This window comes from Reyranella sp. (assembly GCF_965228225.1).
GTDB lineage: Bacteria > Pseudomonadota > Alphaproteobacteria > Reyranellales > Reyranellaceae > Reyranella.
Window position 1 is genome coordinate 4,533,485 of sequence record NZ_OZ245801.1, and the last position, 15,554, is coordinate 4,549,038.

The 15,554-nt window shown below is 65.4% G+C and carries 14 protein-coding genes; 4 read left to right on the forward strand and 10 right to left on the reverse strand.

What is annotated here, in order from left to right:
• Window positions 1-8: 8 nt before the first annotated feature.
• Window positions 9-749, reverse strand: coding sequence for an SGNH/GDSL hydrolase family protein (locus tag ACO07K_RS22065; protein WP_422031663.1), 741 nt, complete (start codon window positions 747-749; stop codon window positions 9-11).
• On the reverse strand, window positions 746-1,891 hold the full coding sequence (locus ACO07K_RS22070) for an OpgC domain-containing protein (protein ID WP_422031665.1): 1,146 nt from the start codon (window positions 1,889-1,891) through the stop codon (window positions 746-748). Before ACO07K_RS22070 ends, ACO07K_RS22065 begins: the two co-directional genes overlap by 4 nt.
• A gap of 57 nt (window positions 1,892-1,948) precedes the next feature.
• Here ACO07K_RS22070 and ACO07K_RS22075 point away from each other — a divergent pair, with 57 nt between their 5' ends.
• On the forward strand, window positions 1,949-2,665 hold the full coding sequence (locus tag ACO07K_RS22075; RefSeq protein WP_422031667.1) for an alpha/beta fold hydrolase: 717 nt from the start codon (window positions 1,949-1,951) through the stop codon (window positions 2,663-2,665).
• Between the two features lie 116 nt (window positions 2,666-2,781).
• Here ACO07K_RS22075 and ACO07K_RS22080 read toward each other — a convergent pair whose 3' ends face one another.
• Window positions 2,782-3,990 (reverse strand): CaiB/BaiF CoA transferase family protein, encoded by a 1,209-nt coding sequence (locus ACO07K_RS22080; RefSeq protein ID WP_422031669.1) that lies wholly within the window; start codon window positions 3,988-3,990, stop codon window positions 2,782-2,784.
• A 66-nt stretch (window positions 3,991-4,056) separates the two neighbouring features.
• On the opposite strand from ACO07K_RS22080, the gene ACO07K_RS22085 reads away from it, so the two are divergent.
• Complete coding sequence (locus tag ACO07K_RS22085) at window positions 4,057-5,037, forward strand: Bug family tripartite tricarboxylate transporter substrate binding protein (protein WP_422031671.1); 981 nt, start codon at window positions 4,057-4,059, stop codon at window positions 5,035-5,037.
• 16 nt (window positions 5,038-5,053) lie between these two features.
• On the opposite strand, the gene ACO07K_RS22090 is transcribed toward ACO07K_RS22085, so the two are convergent.
• The gene (locus ACO07K_RS22090; RefSeq protein ID WP_422031673.1) at window positions 5,054-6,244 is read right to left on the reverse strand and encodes a patatin-like phospholipase family protein; all 1,191 of its coding nucleotides are present in this window, start codon (window positions 6,242-6,244) and stop codon (window positions 5,054-5,056) included.
• 179 nt (window positions 6,245-6,423) lie between these two features.
• On the opposite strand from ACO07K_RS22090, the gene ACO07K_RS22095 reads away from it, so the two are divergent.
• A complete protein-coding gene (locus tag ACO07K_RS22095; RefSeq protein WP_422031675.1) occupies window positions 6,424-8,217 on the forward strand; it encodes a hydantoinase B/oxoprolinase family protein in 1,794 nt (597 codons plus the stop codon).
• A gap of 4 nt (window positions 8,218-8,221) precedes the next feature.
• Window positions 8,222-10,321 (forward strand): hydantoinase/oxoprolinase family protein, encoded by a 2,100-nt coding sequence (locus ACO07K_RS22100; protein ID WP_422031677.1) that lies wholly within the window; start codon window positions 8,222-8,224, stop codon window positions 10,319-10,321.
• On the opposite strand, the gene ACO07K_RS22105 is transcribed toward ACO07K_RS22100, so the two are convergent.
• The 6 genes from ACO07K_RS22105 to ACO07K_RS22130 all read right to left on the reverse strand — a co-directional run bounded on the left by ACO07K_RS22105 (window position 10,318) and on the right by ACO07K_RS22130 (window position 15,553).
• Window positions 10,318-11,604: a TRAP transporter large permease gene (locus ACO07K_RS22105; protein WP_422031679.1), complete on the reverse strand. Its 1,287-nt coding sequence runs from the start codon at window positions 11,602-11,604 to the stop codon at window positions 10,318-10,320. The two genes, ACO07K_RS22100 and ACO07K_RS22105, sit on opposite strands and share 4 nt — an antisense overlap.
• A 1-nt stretch (window position 11,605) precedes the next feature.
• The gene (locus ACO07K_RS22110; RefSeq protein ID WP_422031681.1) at window positions 11,606-12,190 is read right to left on the reverse strand and encodes a TRAP transporter small permease subunit; all 585 of its coding nucleotides are present in this window, start codon (window positions 12,188-12,190) and stop codon (window positions 11,606-11,608) included.
• A gap of 15 nt (window positions 12,191-12,205) precedes the next feature.
• Window positions 12,206-13,255 carry a TRAP transporter substrate-binding protein gene (locus ACO07K_RS22115; RefSeq protein ID WP_422031683.1) on the reverse strand — a complete coding sequence of 350 codons (1,050 nt, stop codon included), beginning with the start codon at window positions 13,253-13,255 and terminating at the stop codon, window positions 12,206-12,208.
• Between the two features lie 84 nt (window positions 13,256-13,339).
• Window positions 13,340-13,630, reverse strand: a complete 291-nt coding sequence (locus ACO07K_RS22120) for a copper-binding protein (protein WP_422031685.1) — start codon at window positions 13,628-13,630, stop codon at window positions 13,340-13,342.
• Window positions 13,631-13,656: 26 nt separating this feature from the next.
• On the reverse strand, window positions 13,657-14,148 hold the full coding sequence (locus ACO07K_RS22125) for a cupredoxin domain-containing protein (RefSeq protein WP_422031687.1): 492 nt from the start codon (window positions 14,146-14,148) through the stop codon (window positions 13,657-13,659).
• Window positions 14,149-14,167: 19 nt separating this feature from the next.
• Window positions 14,168-15,553 (reverse strand): multicopper oxidase family protein, encoded by a 1,386-nt coding sequence (locus tag ACO07K_RS22130; protein ID WP_422031689.1) that lies wholly within the window; start codon window positions 15,551-15,553, stop codon window positions 14,168-14,170.
• Window position 15,554 lies beyond the last annotated feature (1 nt).

Sequence of the window (15,554 nt, forward strand, 5' to 3'; positions counted from 1 at the left end):
TCCTCTTGTCAGGGAGCGTTCAGCGCATCCACGATCGAACGGGTCAGCAGCCTGCCGATGCACTTCTGGCCGAAATCGTTGAGATGGAGCCCATCGAGTTGCACGAACTGGGCGTAGGGCATCCCGTCGTCGTACCAGCCGCGCATGATGTCGTAGCGGCGAAACAGGCCGGCGGAATAGTCCCTGGCCGCATCGGCCATGATCTTCTCGTAGGCTTCCTTGTCGGGCGCGGCGACGACGGCCGGCACGTATTGCAGGTTCATCAGGACGAAGTCCGCGCCCAGCGACTTGCCGAGCTTCAGCCCGCCGCGCAGCGTGCTGTCGAACTTGTCGAGCGGCATGTGCCGGATGGCGGCGTTGGTGCCGGTCTGCCAGATGACCAGCGAGGCCGGGTTTTCCTGCATCTCGACCTGCATGCGGGCGGCCATCTCCTCGACGTCCTGGCCGCCGATCCCGCGGTTGATCACCTCGATGTCGATGCCGGGCAGCGCCTTCTCCAGACCGATCCGGAGCTGCGTGGGATAGGCGAAGGCGGGATTTGAAACGCCGTACCCCGCGGTCGTGGAGGAGCCCAGGGCGATGATTCGCAGGCGCTTGCGTTCGGCGATCGCCTTGCGCGCGATCGGCAGGTTCGTCCCCAGCGTAAGCAGGTCAGGCTCTGCCCGGCACAGGGTCATTGATTTCGCGTAGGCCGTTCCACCCAACGCGAACAGGAGGATCGCGACAGTAAGGGCGATCGTCCGCTTCACCGGGACGTCCCGGTCGCGGCCCGCACACGGCCCGGCGCACGCGAATCTCCGCGCTTGAACCAGGCCGCGATGTAGGCGGCCACGCACATGATGGTGATGCCCAGGATGCTCACGACAATCTGCGACAAGATCGAATCTTCATAGTGGCTGACGATGACCTGGCCGCTCAGCGCCAGGAAGGTCCCGATACAGAATATAAGCAAGGAAGCTTCACCGCATCTGCGAAGTGGCTCCCAAATGGACCATTTGAGCCCGGGGGCGTCGATCGGTATGGCGATCCGGACCAGCCAGGCGATGGCCAGGAAATGCAGGAATCGCAGGATATCGATGTTGGTCTTGTCGATCGGATAGATGATCCGGGCGACCCAGGTCGGCACCAGCCTTTCCAGCGGATTGTAGTGCCAGGACAAGGCGATGAAGGCCGCAAACAGGATGAATGCGATCGCCAGGAGGGTCAGCGGCGTCCGGAACCGGTCGAGGCGGGACAGCCCGGGCCCGAACACGGCGCAGGCTGCCCCGACATGAAAGACGACCTGCCAGGCCATGGGATTGAAGTACCAGACCTTCTCGTCGGGATAGGCCGGCAGACTCCAGTTCAGCTGGCAGGTCGCGGCATACAAGGCGATCGAAACCGCGATCACGACCCATGGCCAGCGCACCACCACGGGCAGGACCAGCGGGAAGGCGGCCAGCAGCACGATATAGAGCGGCAGCACGTCGAGATTGACCGGCCGGAACTTGAGCAGGGCCGCCTCGAGAATCGCCCGATAGGGATTATCGCCGAGACCCATCAACTGCATTTCCTCGATCAGGGCCGGTGTGTCGCGGGCGATCGAGACCCAGGCGATCTGCGCGGAGAAGGCCACGAACAGCAGGATGTGGGCGACGTAGAGCTGCCAGACGCGGCGATAGATGCGCGCGGCGGTGCGCGGCCAGCCCTGGTCGTCCAGCATGCGGCTATAGGCGATGACGGCGGTGTAGCCGGAGATGAAGACGAAGATCTCGGTCGCGTCGCTGAAGCCGTAATTGCGGACGGTCAGCCAGCTGACGATGTTGGTCGGAATGTGGTCGAGGAAGATGAACCACAATGCGAGCCCGCGGAACAGGTCGAGACGGATGTCGCGAACGGAGGCGGCGGCCATGGCCTATTGGTACCGCAGACGAATCGTCTGCGCTACGCTTCGCGCCGGAGGAATGAAATGACCAGGACACCCTTGCTGCTCGTCCCCGGCGTGCTGTGCTCGCCGCGCCTGTTCGCCGCGCAGGTAGCCGCCCTGTCGGGCCAGGCCGACATCGTCGTGCCGGACTGGCGCACGGCGCCGCTCTCCATCTGGGACAGCTGGGAGAGCGCCGCCCGCTGGGTCGTCGACCAGATGCCGGCGGAAAAGTTCGCGTTGGCCGGCCTGTCGCTGGGCGGCATGCTGGCGGTCGAGATCATGCAGTTCGCCGCCGAACGCGTGACCAAGCTCGCGCTGCTCGATACCGGCATGAGGAGCCAGAGCGAGGCCGAGCGCGCGATCCGGCGCGCCCGCATCCGACTCGCCGACGAAGGTCATTTCGAACTGGTCCTCGGCATGCAGATGACGCGCTTCATCCCAGCCTATCGCCTGCCCGACAAGCCGCTGGTCGACGAGGTGATGACGATGTGCGGTGAGATCGGCGTCGAGATCTACAAGCGTCAGGAGGAACTGGCGGCGATCCGCACCGACCGGCGGCCCGACCTGCCGCGCATCAGGTGCCCGACCATCGTGGTCTGCGGCCGCGACGATGCGGCCACGCCATTGTTCCTGTCGGAGGAGATCGCCAAGGCCATTCCGGCGGCCGCGCTCGTGGTCGTCGACCAGTGCGGCCATCTCGTTACGATGGAGAAGCCGGAGGAGACCAATCTGATCCTGAAGACCTGGCTGGACAGATGAGCTTGGCAGCTACTCTGTCATCCTGAGCCGAAGGCGAAGGATCTCACGCCAGCCACGTCGTCCGGTCGTTCGGTGAGGTCCTTCACTTCGTTCAGGACGACAAGAAAGGGAAAGTCTCAGCCGACGATCTTCTTTTCCCGCAAGCTGGCGATCTCCGCCGCCCCGAGCCCCGCCAGTTCCTTGAGCACCTGATCGGTGTGTTCTCCCAGCGCCGGCGGCGGTCGCGTGTCGTCGACCGGCGTGTCGGAGAAGTGGAAGTTCGAGCCGATCAGCGGCACGTCTCCCACCCGGCTGTGCCTATACGTCTTCAACATGCCGCGGCGCTTCACTTCCGGCTCGTCCAGCGCCTCCTTCATGGTGCGGATCGGACCGGCCGGGAGATGACGCAGCTTCTGCGCCCAGTTCTCCTTGGTGTCGGTCGTCAGCACCTCTTCCATCAGGCGCGTGAGCTCGGGCTTGTTGGCCACGCGGTTGGCGACCGTGTCGAAGCGTGGATCGGTCACCCATTCGGGATGGCCCAGCGCCTTGGCCGTGTCGGCGAACAGCTTCTGGTTTGCGACCGCCATGTAGATCTTGCCGTTCGCTGTCTCGAACGAACTATTGGGCGCGGAGGCGAAATGGCCGTTGCCCGCGCGGCGCGGCTGTTCGCCGCCGATCAGATAGTAGGCGCCCATGTTGCCCAGCGACACGAGCGCGGTGTCGTAGAGGGCGAGGTCGATCTGCTGGCCCTTGCCGGTGTCGCGGCGCGCATAGAGCGCGGCGTTGACCGCGGCCACCGAATGGATCGCCGTCATCGTGTCGACGATGGCGATGGCATGGCGCAAGCCCTCGCCATTGGCCTCGCCATTCACGCTCATCATGCCCGATTCGGCCTGCAGCACGGGATCGTAGCCCGGCCGGTCCGACAGCGGCCCGGTCTGGCCATAGGCCGAGATCGAGAGGTAGATCAGCTTCGGATACTTCGCCGCGAGGCTGGCATGGTCCAAGCCGTATTTCTTCAGCACGCCCGGCCGGAAGTTCTCGACCAGGACATCGGCATTGGCGAGCAGCTTGTGAACGATCGCCTGGCCGTCGGGCTTGGTGAAATCCAGAGCGACGCTCTTCTTGCCCCTGTTGAAGGCCATGAAGAAGTGGCTCTCACCATCGGGCCCGCCGGCACGCGGGCCGGCGCCCTTGCGCGTGTCGTCGCCGCCATCGGGATTCTCGATCTTGATCACTTCGGCGCCCATGTCCGAGAGCATCTGGGTGCACATGGGCCCCGCGATCACGCGGGAGAAATCGATGATGCGAATGCCGTCGAGCGGCGGCCGACCTGATTTTGACATGAGCGCAAAGTAGGGCTGCAAGCGGCGCGCTGTCCATCTGGCGCATATGCGTTAGACTTCACTCCCATGGACACATTTCGCACATCGCTGTCACGCCGCAGCCTCTTCGCCCTGCCGCTTCTTGCCGCCCTGCCCGCCGCTGCGCAGACCGAAACTTATCCGACCAAAGCCATCCGCATCATCGTGCCCTTTGCGCCCGGCGGCTCGGGCGACATCACCGCGCGCCTTGTCGGCAAGTACATCGAGGAAAAGACCGGGCAGCCCTTCGTGGTCGAGAACAAGCCGGGCGCCAACGGCATCGTCGGCGCGATGTCGGTGAAGGTCGCGCCGCCGGACGGCTATACGCTGATGCTGGCCACGACATCGACCAATGCCGCCAACGTCCACATGTACAAAAATCCGGGCTACGATCCGGAGAAAGATTTCTCGGTCGTCGGCATCATCGGCTCCTCCGGCACGTTCCTCGTGGTGCCGGCCGACGGCCCTTACAAGACCCTGGCCGAGCTGCTTGCCTACGCGAAGGCGAACCCGGGCAAGCTCAACTTCGGCTACTTCAATGCCAGTTCGCAGGTCCCGGCCGAAGTGCTGGGCAAGCGCGCCGGCGTCGACTGGCAGGGAGTTGGCTACAAGGCGATCGGCAACGCCTGGAACGACCTCTACGGCGGCGCCATCAACTTCATGTTCGTCGACCTCACCGCCGCGCGTGGCCAGGTCGTCGACAAGAAGGCGCGGCCGCTCGCCATCTCACTCCCCAGCCGCAGCCCGCTCTATCCCGACGTGCCGACCCTCGCCGAAACCTTCCCCGGGTTCGTGAGCTCAGGCTTCCTGGCGATCGCCGTGCCGAAGGCGACGCCGCTGCCGATCCAGCAGCGGCTGAACACGCTGATCAACGAGGCAATCACCGCGCCCGCGAACAACAAGCGCCTCACCGAGGAATTCGCCCTCACCGCCAAGGCACTGTCTCTGGAACAGTGCGCGGCGCAGGATCGCGAGGAGCGGGCGAAGTGGGCCGACTACGTCAAGATCGCGAAAATCGAGCCGCAGTAGAGCGTCACCCCGAGCGCTACGAGGGATCCTTCCATCGCGTCAGCGGCAGCTCGCCGGAAACGTCGTCTCGCGACTCAGCCTGCCCTGCCGTCTGGTCCTGACCCAGCGACGAGGCGGCGACGGCTTCCGCGCGCGTGCGCAGGAAGACCTCGGCCGCCTTCTCACCCTCGGCCATCAACCGGCCGATATTCTCCGAGCCGCGATCGATCTTGCCCTCGTAGTCGAGCGAGTCCTGGAACTCGACCGGCATCTCGATGCAGGGGATATGGTAGGGCTTGGCGGCATCGGTATGGAACGACTTCGGAATGCGCACCGGCGCCTTGATGTCGAAGCGCGCCAGGAACTCCGGTCGGAAGGCGTCGGCCAGGATCAGGTCGTTCATGAATTCGAGGTGCCCGAGCTGCTGGAACAGCGAGATGTTGCCCTCGAGCTGGTTGCGGCGGTCGACGATCTCGCCTGGCTTCACGGGCACCAGCCGGCTCGCGGTCGGGTTGATCTTGATCAGCCAGATCTCGTCGGGAATGTTGGCCTCGCCGACCGAGCGCGGGCGGACAAGCTCCTCTACCGGCGGATTGTCGGAGAAGAGACCGTCCCAATAGGCATCATCACCAATCTGCACCGCCGGGAAGATGTTCGGTACGGCGCAGGACGCCAGGATGTGCTCGACCCGGATCGGCTCGCGGGTCGACAGGAACTTGGCCAGCGCACCGCTCGTCACATTGGCCGCGCCCAGCATGAGCACCGGCTTCTGCGGCTTCGGCCCCCACGAGGCAATCTCGGCGAAATCGATGTGCTTTTCGAGCAGGCCGCGGAAATCGGAGAACCCCATGCGCTGGCCGGCTGTCATGACACCCGTCATGTGCTGCATCATCGGCGAGGATGGGCTGAGCTGCAGGGTCGGCATCATCCCCGAATTCACCAGCCGCACCGATTCGACGATGAACCGGTTGATGGCGTGCTCGACCGGACCCTGGGCGGTGTTCTCCTCCCAGAAATTCATCATGCGCTTCCAGACCGGCCGCTCGCCTTTCATGAACGAGTACCAAAGCAGCGCCGCGCATACGGCCCCGCCCGAAGTACCGCTGATGCTCACGAACTCGAATTCCTCGCCGAGCTTTGCCTGACAAAGCGTTTTCAGCGCGCCGGCGGTAAAGGCGGTCTGGCTGCCGCCACCCTGGCAGGCGAGGGCAATCTTGGTCTTGGGCATTGGGCGTTCCTTCCGAGAGTGCCGCACTCTAGCGCGGCGCGAGCGACTTCGCCCATGCGACCGGTGGGACATCGCCTCACGGACACGGGAGCCACGACAGTTTGGCCAGCGAAAGCGGCTTGCAAATTGCATGGTGAGGCTCACCAAATGACGGCTGCAGAATTCGGGAGGAAGACGAAGTGCCGGTATCCGATCCGATCGCATTGGAGCTCTTCAAGAACGCCATTTTCTCGATCGCCGACGAGATGGCGCTCACCGTCTTCCGGACGACCTATTCCGGTGTGCTCAAGGACAATATGGACTATTCGACGGGCTTCGCCGATGCCAACGGCAAGCTCGCCGCCCAGGGCCTGACCCTGCCGGGCCATCTGGGCTCCGTGCCGACCGCCATGGAATCGATCATGCGCCATTTTGCGGACGACATGGCCGAGGGCGACGTCTTCATCATGAACGACCCGTTCGACGGCGGCATGCACCTGCCGGACATCTTCGTGATCAAGCCGCTGTTCCACGCGGGCGAGCGGCTGGCCTTTGCCTGCACGGTCTGCCACCACATCGACGTCGGCGGCCGCGTCGCCGGCTCGAATGCCTCGGATTCGACCGAGATCTATGCGGAAGGCCTACGCATCGCGCCGATGAAGCTCTACGACAAGGGCGTCCTCAACAAGACCATCATGACGTTCATCGAGAAGAACGTCCGCCTGCCCGTCCAGCTGTTCGGCGACCTGCGCGCCCAGCTCGCGGCCTGCCATATCGGCGAGAAGCAGTTCGCCGAGCTGGTGGCCAGGCACGGCGCTGAAGAAACCAAGTTCTACCTGAACGAGGTCATCGACTATGCCGAGCGCCTGACGCGGGCGGCGATCCAGGAACTGCCCGATGGCGAGTGGAGCTTCGAGGACTGGATCGACGACGACGGCGTCGACTACGGCAAGCCGATCCGCCTGTTCGTCACGCTCACCAAGAAGGGCGGCCACATGGTGGTCGACTGGACGGGCACCAATCCGCAGGTCAAGGGCGCGATCAACAACACACTCTCCTTCACCAAGGCCGCCTCCTATACCGGCATCCGCTCGGTGCTGCCGCCGGGCATCCCCAACAACGAGGGCGTGTTCCGCGCCATCGAAGTGATCTGCCCGCCCGGCACCGTAGGCAACGGCGTGCTGCCGGCGGCCTGCGCGGCGCGCGGCCTGACCGGCTTCCGCATGACCGACTGCATGTTCGGCGCGCTGGCCATGATGCTGCCCGATCGCGTGAAGGCAGCGGGCGACGGCGGCAACACCGGCATCTCGATCGGCGGCTACGATGCGGCACGCAAGCCCTTCGTCTATGTCGACTTCACCTGCGGCGCCTGGGGGGCCCGCCCCTTCGCCGACGGACTCGACGGCAACTCGCACATGTTCGCCAACATGGCCTCGCATTCCATCGAGGTGACCGAGGCCGAGCAGCCGATCCAGCTGCTGGCCTACGAGTTCGTGGCCGACAAGGCGGGCGCCGGGAAATATCGCGGCGGCGTGCCGTTCCGGCGCGACTACAAGTTCCTCGAGGCCGAAGGCATGCTGCAGGTCCGCTCCGATCGGCGCGACCATCGGCCGTTCGGTCTCTATGGCGGCAGTCCCGGTGGGCCGTCGGAGAATTATCTCAATCCCGACGGCGAGAACCGGCTGCTGCCCTCCAAGCTCACCATGACGGTCAAGGGCGGCGACATCTTCCGCCACGTGCTGGCCGGGGCCGGCGGCTGGGGCGACCCCCTGGAGCGCGATCCCGCCGCCGTGCTGCGCGACGTGCGCAACGAATTGCTCTCGCCGGCAAAGGCGCGCGCCGACTACGGCGTCGTGATCGACACCACCGCCTGGACGGTCGACACCGAAGCGACGGAGCGGCGCCGCGCCGAGATCTTCAAGGCGCGCGGCTGGACGCAGCCGCCCAAGGTGCAGTGGCACGACCCGGCGCCACTCGCCCGAGCGGCGGAGTAGACCCATGACCGTGACCTATCGCGTCGGTGTCGACATCGGCGGCACCTTCACCGACATCGTGCTGCTGGGCTCCGACGGCACCATCCACACCAAGAAGATCTCGTCGAGCGTCGGCAACTATGCCCAGGCGATCGTCGACGGCTTGAGCGAGGTCTTCCGCGAGACCGGACTAGACGGCGGCGCCATCGAGGAGATCCGCCACGGCACGACGGTCGCGTCAAACGCGATCCTCGAGCACAAGGGCGCACGGGTCGGGCTGATCACCACCAAGGGCTTCCGCGACGTGCTGGAGATCCGCACGCTGCGCATGCCCAAGCTCTACGATCTCACCTGGACCAAGCCCGCACCATTGGTCGAGCGCTATCTGCGCAAGGTGGTGGACGAGCGGGTCGACCATGGCGGCCATATCGATCGTGCACTCGATCCCGCCGACGCCGAGCGCGCCGTCGATGAGTTGCTGGCCGAGAAGGTCGAGGCCATCGCCATCTGCCTGCTCAACTCCTTCGCCAATCCGGCGCACGAGCTGATGCTGCGCGACATCGTCGCCCGCAAGGCGCCCCAGCTGCCGCTCAGTGTCTCCTGCGAGGTGCTGCCCGAGATCAAGGAGTACGAGCGGACCTCGACCACGGTCATCAACGCCTATGTGATGCCGATCGTGGCGACCTACCTGCATGCGCTGCGCCGCGGACTGGACAGTGCCGGCATTCCCGCGCGCCTGCTGCTGATGCAATCGAATGGCGGCTTGACCACCGACACCGCCGCCGCCGAGCGGCCGATGAACATCATCGAATCGGGTCCGGCCGGCGGCGTGGTCGGCGCGCAGGCGCTGGCCCGCGCCAAGAAGCTCGCGAAGATCATCACCTTCGACATGGGCGGCACCACCGCCAAGGCCTCGATGGTCGAGGATGGCGAGGTCGCGCGCGCCCAGGAATATGCCGTGGGCGCCGGAATCATGATCGGCTCGCGCCTGCTGACCGGCGCGGGCTACACGCTCAAGGTTCCTGCCATCGACCTGGCCGAAGTGGGCGCGGGCGGCGGCAGCCATGTCTGGATCGATCCCGGCGGCGCGCTGCAGGCAGGACCGGAGAGCGCCGGCGCGTTCCCCGGCCCGGTCTGCTACGACAAGGGCGGCGAGGCGCCGACCATCACCGACGCCAACGTGCTGCTGGGCTACATCAATCCCGGCCATCTGGTGGGCGGCGCGGTGAAGCTCAATGCCGACAAGGCGCGCGCCGTGTTCGAGGAAAAGATCGCCCGGCCGCTCGGCATGACGGTCGAGCGCGCTGCCTACGGCGCGCACCTGATCGCGGCCTCCAACATGATCCGCGCCATCAAGGCGGTGTCGACCGAACGCGGCCGCGACCCGCGGGAATTCTCGCTGTTCGCCTTCGGCGGCAATGGGCCCTTGTTCGCGGCCGGCATGGCCGCAGCGCTGGGCATCGCCCGTGTGATCGTTCCGCCCTCCGCCGGGCTCTTCTCGTCCTTCGGCCTGCTCTATGCCGATGTCGAGCACCACTATGCGCGGACCTTCCGCCGCCTGCTGCGCCAGGCCGATCTTGGCGAGATCGACCGCGCCTGGACGGCGATGGCGGAGCAGGCCGACGGACAACTTGCCGTCGAAGGCTTCACGGGCACAGGCGCCCGGCTAAAGCGCTCCGCGGCGCTCCACTACAAGGGTCAGAGCTACGAGCTCACGGTGCCGGTACCCGATGGGCCGATCGACGCCCGCATGGTCACGCATCTCGAGGAAGCCTTCGGCCAGGAGCACGAGCGCACCTATGGCCATCGCGCCGGCCCCGACGAACCGGTCGAGCTGGTGGCGATCCAGCTCGTGGGCTCGGGCCTGCGCGAGGGCAGTGGCGTGCCCCAGAACGTGCGGCCGAGCCGCGTCGAGTCCAGGACCCAGACCTCGCGCCGTGCCTGGTTCGGCGATAAGCATGGCTGGATGGAGACGCCAGTGGTGAGCCGTCTCGATCTCGCCGAAGCCAAGACCGGCCCGCTGATCATCGACGAATACGACACGACCTGCGTCGTCCCACCCGACGCCCGCGCCGAGCGCGACAGCGCCGGCAATATCGTGATTACGCTGGCGGCGTCGGCTTAGGTCGCCGCCATCTGCGGCAGCCACAGCGCAATCTGCGGCCAGATCGACAGGACCACCAGCATCAGCAGCATGGTGATCACGAAGGGCGAGGTGCCGATGATCACGTCGTCAATCCGGCCCTTCTTGCGCAGCCCCTGGACGACGTAGAGGTTGATGCCCACCGGCGGCGTGATCATGGCCAGCTCCATGAGGATGATGATCATGATGCCGAACCAGATCGGATCGTAGCCGGCCGCAATCATGACCGGTGCGATGATCGGCACCGTCGCCACCATCATCGACAGCGTTTCCATGAACATCCCGAGCACGAAGTAGAAGAGCACGACGACGATCAGGAGCTGGACCTTCGAAAGGCCGAGACTGGTGATGAACCTGTTCACCTGCCCGGTGAGGCCGATCGAGGTGATGACGAAGTTGAGAAAGTAGGCCGCGAGCAGGATCGCCATGATCATGGCGGTCGTGCGCATGGTCCCCTCGAAGGCGTTGAGGAGCGTGCGAAACGTCAGCCGCCCATAGGCCGCGGCGATCCCAATCGAGGCGATCACGCCCAGCGCCGCCGACTCGGTGGCCGTCGCCCAGCCGGCGTAGATGGAGCCGATCACGGCAAGAAAAATGACCAGGGGCGGGATCAGGTCGGGCAACGCGGCGATGCGCTGAGCCCAGCTCGTCGAGGTCGGTTTGCCGCCCAGTGCGGGACGGATGAGGCAGATCACCAGCACCGTCAGGCTGAACAGGGCGGCCAGCACGAGACCGGGAATGAAGCCCGCGAGGTAGAGCTTGGGGATCGAGGTTTCGGTCAGCACGCCATAGACGATCATATTGATCGAGGGCGGGATCAGGATTCCCAGCGTCCCGCCGGCTGCGATGGTGCCGAGAAACAAGCGCTCCGAATAGCCGCGCTTCTCAACCTCGCCCAGAGCCACCGTGCCGATGGTCGCCGCCGTCGCCACGCTCGAACCCGAGGTCGCCGCGAACATCGCACAGGCGGCGATGTTTGAATGCATGAGGCCGCCCGGCAGCCAAGGCACCCAGAGGACGAGAGCGTTGTACATGCGTTCCGCCATGCCGGAACGCAGCAGGATCTCGCCCAGCAGCACGAAGAAGGGAATGGCGACGAGCAGGAAGTTGTTCGACGTTCCCCAGGCGATCTCCCCCATCGCCAGTGACAGGGGCAGCTTCGAATAGAGGCCTGACAGCGACAGGCCGAGGATGCCGAGACCGGCCGCAACGGGGATGGCCAGGGCGAGCAGGCCGATGAGGATGAGCAGCGTGACGATCAGCACGTCAATTTCTCCCCTCGCGAACCTGGCGATCCTTGAGGTCTCGGATCTCCTCCTCCACCTCTTCCTCTGCCGAGCGTGTGCTGATCAGGCGGGCCATGCCGTTCAGGTCGCCCGCGGCGCCCAGCCGCAGGGCCTGCACCAGCAGGATCAACGCCACACCGACGAAGGCCACCAGTCCGGCGAGCCAGAGGAACTGCGGGATAATGGTGGGCGTCTCGAGGGCGGATTGGCTGCGCGATTCCGACGTCCAGGATTGCGCCACGACGCCGAAGCCGTGCCACAGGGTCAGCGCGAAGAACCCCGTGAACAGCACGAGCGCCAAGAGATCGAGCGCCAACCGCAGCTTCTGCGGGAACAGGACGTACAAGGAGTCGATGCGGATGTGGGCGCGATCGAGCAAGGCAGCGCCCAGCCCCCACGTCGTCCCGATCGCCAGGGAGTAACCGGCCAGCTCGTCGGCGCCACCGATCGACAGCGCGAGGAACTTGCGCATCAGCACGTCGATGCCGATCAGCACCGCGGCCAGGAGAACCAGCGCGCCGCCGAACCACAGGCCCCACTGGGCGAAGCGCCTGACCCCGATCATGTGAGAAGCCGCCGGCTAAGGCGTAGGCGCCTTCAGGCCGAGCGTCTTGCCGACCGTCTCGTTCCATTCCTTCGCGCACGCCGCCCCGCAGCGCTTGGCCCAGCCCGCGAGGACTGCGCCTTCGACCAGCTTCTTGTGGGCCTCCATCTCCTCGGGCTTGACCGGCACGATGGTGGTCTTGGCGAGCTTGCCCATGGTGCAGGGCTGCTTGCCGGTGTTGCAGTTGTCGGCCTCGCCGGTCGTCGTCTCGATCGTCTTCCACATCTTGTCTTCGTAGGTCTTGAACTGCTCGGTCAGGAAGGCCTGCGTCTTGGGATCGAGCCGCTTCCACGTGTCGAGGTTGACGGCCAGCACGTTGATGCTCCAGCCCAGCGACATCGGGTAGATCGACTTGGTGACCTCGGCCCAGCCGGCGGTATTGCCCGACAGGCTGCCGGTGACGCCGCAATCGACCACGCCGTTGTTGAGCGCCGGCACCACCTCGGCGAAGGCCATGCTGACCGCGGTGCCACCGACACCGCTCAGGAAGTCACGCATCGTGTTGTTGAAGACACGGATCTTCTTGCCCTTGAGGCCCTCGAGGCCGGCCAGCACGTCGCGGCACCAGAAGACCTGGGGCGTGTTGCCACCGAAGGCCAGCAGCTTGGCATTCCAGTTCTTCTGCATCTGCCGGTCGATCACGTCTCGATAGGCACTGCAGGCTTCGCGCGCCTTGGCGGGCGTGAGTGTAAGACCGGCGAGATCGCAGGCCTCGAAACGCGGGTCGTCGCCGGCCATCTTGGAGATGTCCATGGCGGCGAAGTCCATGACACCGAGCTTCAGCAGCCGCAGCATGGTCTTGTCGTCGATGCCCATCTGGTCCAGCGGAGTCACGTCGACGGTGATGGCCCCCTTGGAAGCCTCGGGGATCGTCTTGCGCCAGAACGGCAACTCGTCGTGAATCGAGACCGGGGTCGGGCTGTTCAAGCCGATCACCTTGAACTGGCTCTTGGGCAGATCCTGCGCGGCAGCGACGGAGACGAAAGCGGCGGCCCCGGCGAGACCGGACAACAAACGACGGAACATGCGAACCCCCTGATCGTCCCCGAATTTCCCGGAAACGAAGCAGCAATTTGCATGCCATGCGCGGGCCTGCGCAGACTCGCGCCGTCAGCGACCCTTGCCGAGTCTGGTGATGGTGATGGCCCCGTTGACGCGACCGGCCTCGAACTCGACCCTGTCCCCGGCCTTCACCGTGTCGAGCATGGCGGGATCGGCGACGCGGAACACCATGGTCATCGCGTCCATGTCGAGGCTCTTGATGGGCCCGTGCTTGAGCGTGACCTTCCCCGCGGACTTGTCGACTTTGATGACCTCGGCTTTCACCATGCCGCCCTCGGCCCATGCGGGGGCCGACAAGGCGATCGCGGTCAGCATCGAAGCGACGATCTTCCTGAACATGTCAATTCTCCGCTCCCTGAAGGGACTCACTGGACGACGATGGTGCCGGTCATGCCCGCCTGGCGATGTCCGGGGATGAGGCAGGAGACGTCGAACGTTCCCGCTTTGGTGAACTGCCAGAGGATCTCGCCGGTGGCCCTGGGCTTCAGGCGTTTCGCGTTGGGATCGTCGTGTTCCATGTCGGGGTTCTTCTCCATCTCCGTCATGTGTTTCAGGTTCTCCTCGACGGTGCCGATGACGAACTCGTGGTCGACGGCGCCGTTGTTGCGGAGCTGGAAGCGCACCTGCTCTCCTTTCCTGAATCTGAAGTTGTCGGGCAGGAACAGCATTTTCCCTTCGCCCTCGCGGAAGACGACCTGGACGACGCGCGCCGGCTTCGTCGGATCGCCCGGCTTGCCGTATGCCGTCTCGCCGCCATGATCATGGCCTTCGCCCGGCGCATGGCCGGGGGCCGCGAGGGCCGTGCCGGCCATCAGGGCCGCGACGATCGATGCCGTCAGGAGCGTTCTGGTTTTCACGGTTGCCTCCTTGATGGAACTATTTGTGGGAGTCATGGGACGACGGCTTGACCACGCGCGCCGGCGCGCCGCCGGGTTTGGTGGTCGGTGTGGGCGCGCGGGTGGTTGCGGGCGGCGGCCCCGTCCATTCCCAGGCCACCGTTCCGGGCGGATGCTGGTACCAGCCGGGGTCCTTGTAGTCGTTCGACCCGATGCCCTCGCGCACCTTCACGACGGAGAACATGCCGCCCATCTCGACGGCGCCGAACTGGGCGAAGCCGGTCATCATCGGCAGCGTGTTGTCCGGCAGTGGCATCTCCATCTCGCCCATGTCGGCCATGCCGGCGCTGCCCATCGGCATGTAGTCGGGCACCAGGCGCTTCATCCGTCTGGCGAACTGCTTCTTGTCGACGCCAATGAAGGTGCGGAGGTCATGCCCCATCGCGTTCATCGTGTGGTGCGACTTGTGACAGTGGATCGCCCAGTCGCCGGGGTAGACCGCGTCGAACTCGTAGGCGCGCATGGCCCCCACCGGTATGTCGATCGTGACCTCGGGCCAGCGCGCCTCCGGCCGCACCCATCCCCCGTCGGTACACGTCACCTCGAAGTCGTAGCCGTGCATGTGGATCGGGTGGTTGGTCATGGTGAGATTGCCGACGCGCACACGCACCCTGTCTCCCTTCGCCACGACCAGCGGGTCGATGCCGGGGAACACCCGGCTGTTCCAGGTCCACATGTTGAAGTTCAGCATCTCGGCGACCTTCGGCACGTAGCCGCCGGGCTCGATGTCGTAGGAGCTCAGCAGGAACACGAAGTCGCGGTCGACGCGGTGCTGCTTCGGATCGCGGGGATGGACGACGAAGAAGCCCATCATGCCCATCGCCATCTGCACCATCTCGTCGGCATGCGGGTGGTACATGAAGGTCCCGCTCTTCATGAGCTGGAACTCGTAGACGAAGGTCTTGCCAGGCTTGATGTGAGGCTGGGTGAGCCCTCCGACGCCGTCCATGCCGCACGGCAGGAGCTGGCCATGCCAGTGGACGGTCGTGTGCTCCGGCAGGCGATTGGTCACGAAGATGCGCACCTTGTCGCCCTCGACCGCCTCGATCGTCGGACCGGGGCTTTGGCCGTTGTAGCCCCACAGGCGCGCCGTCATGCCGGGCGCCAACTCGCGCTCGACCGGTTCGGCGACGAGATGGAACTCCTTCCAGTCGCCGTTCTGGCGCCATGGCAACGTCCATCCGTTCAGCGTCACGACGGGCTGGTAGTCGGGTCCGCTGGTCGGATAGAGCGGCGCCTGCATCGTGTTCGTGGTGGTGGTCGGCGCCTCGGGAATCGACTGCGCCTGGACGCGACCGCTGACGGCGGCGGCGCCGAGGAGTGCGAGACCCGATGCTCCGACGAGATCACGCCGGGAAATGCTCATG

Coding starts and splice junctions, on each gene's coding strand:
- ACO07K_RS22130 (WP_422031689.1), bottom strand. CDS start 15,553: ATGAGCATTTCCCGGCGTGATCTCGTCGGAGCATCGGGTCTCGCACTC.
- ACO07K_RS22080 (WP_422031669.1), bottom strand. CDS start 3,990: ATGTCAAAATCAGGTCGGCCGCCGCTCGACGGCATTCGCATCATCGAT.
- ACO07K_RS22075 (WP_422031667.1), top strand. CDS start 1,949: ATGACCAGGACACCCTTGCTGCTCGTCCCCGGCGTGCTGTGCTCGCCG.
- ACO07K_RS22090 (WP_422031673.1), bottom strand. CDS start 6,244: ATGCCCAAGACCAAGATTGCCCTCGCCTGCCAGGGTGGCGGCAGCCAG.
- ACO07K_RS22070 (WP_422031665.1), bottom strand. CDS start 1,891: ATGGCCGCCGCCTCCGTTCGCGACATCCGTCTCGACCTGTTCCGCGGG.
- ACO07K_RS22115 (WP_422031683.1), bottom strand. CDS start 13,255: ATGTTCCGTCGTTTGTTGTCCGGTCTCGCCGGGGCCGCCGCTTTCGTC.
- ACO07K_RS22085 (WP_422031671.1), top strand. CDS start 4,057: ATGGACACATTTCGCACATCGCTGTCACGCCGCAGCCTCTTCGCCCTG.
- ACO07K_RS22110 (WP_422031681.1), bottom strand. CDS start 12,190: ATGATCGGGGTCAGGCGCTTCGCCCAGTGGGGCCTGTGGTTCGGCGGC.
- ACO07K_RS22120 (WP_422031685.1), bottom strand. CDS start 13,630: ATGTTCAGGAAGATCGTCGCTTCGATGCTGACCGCGATCGCCTTGTCG.
- ACO07K_RS22100 (WP_422031677.1), top strand. CDS start 8,222: ATGACCGTGACCTATCGCGTCGGTGTCGACATCGGCGGCACCTTCACC.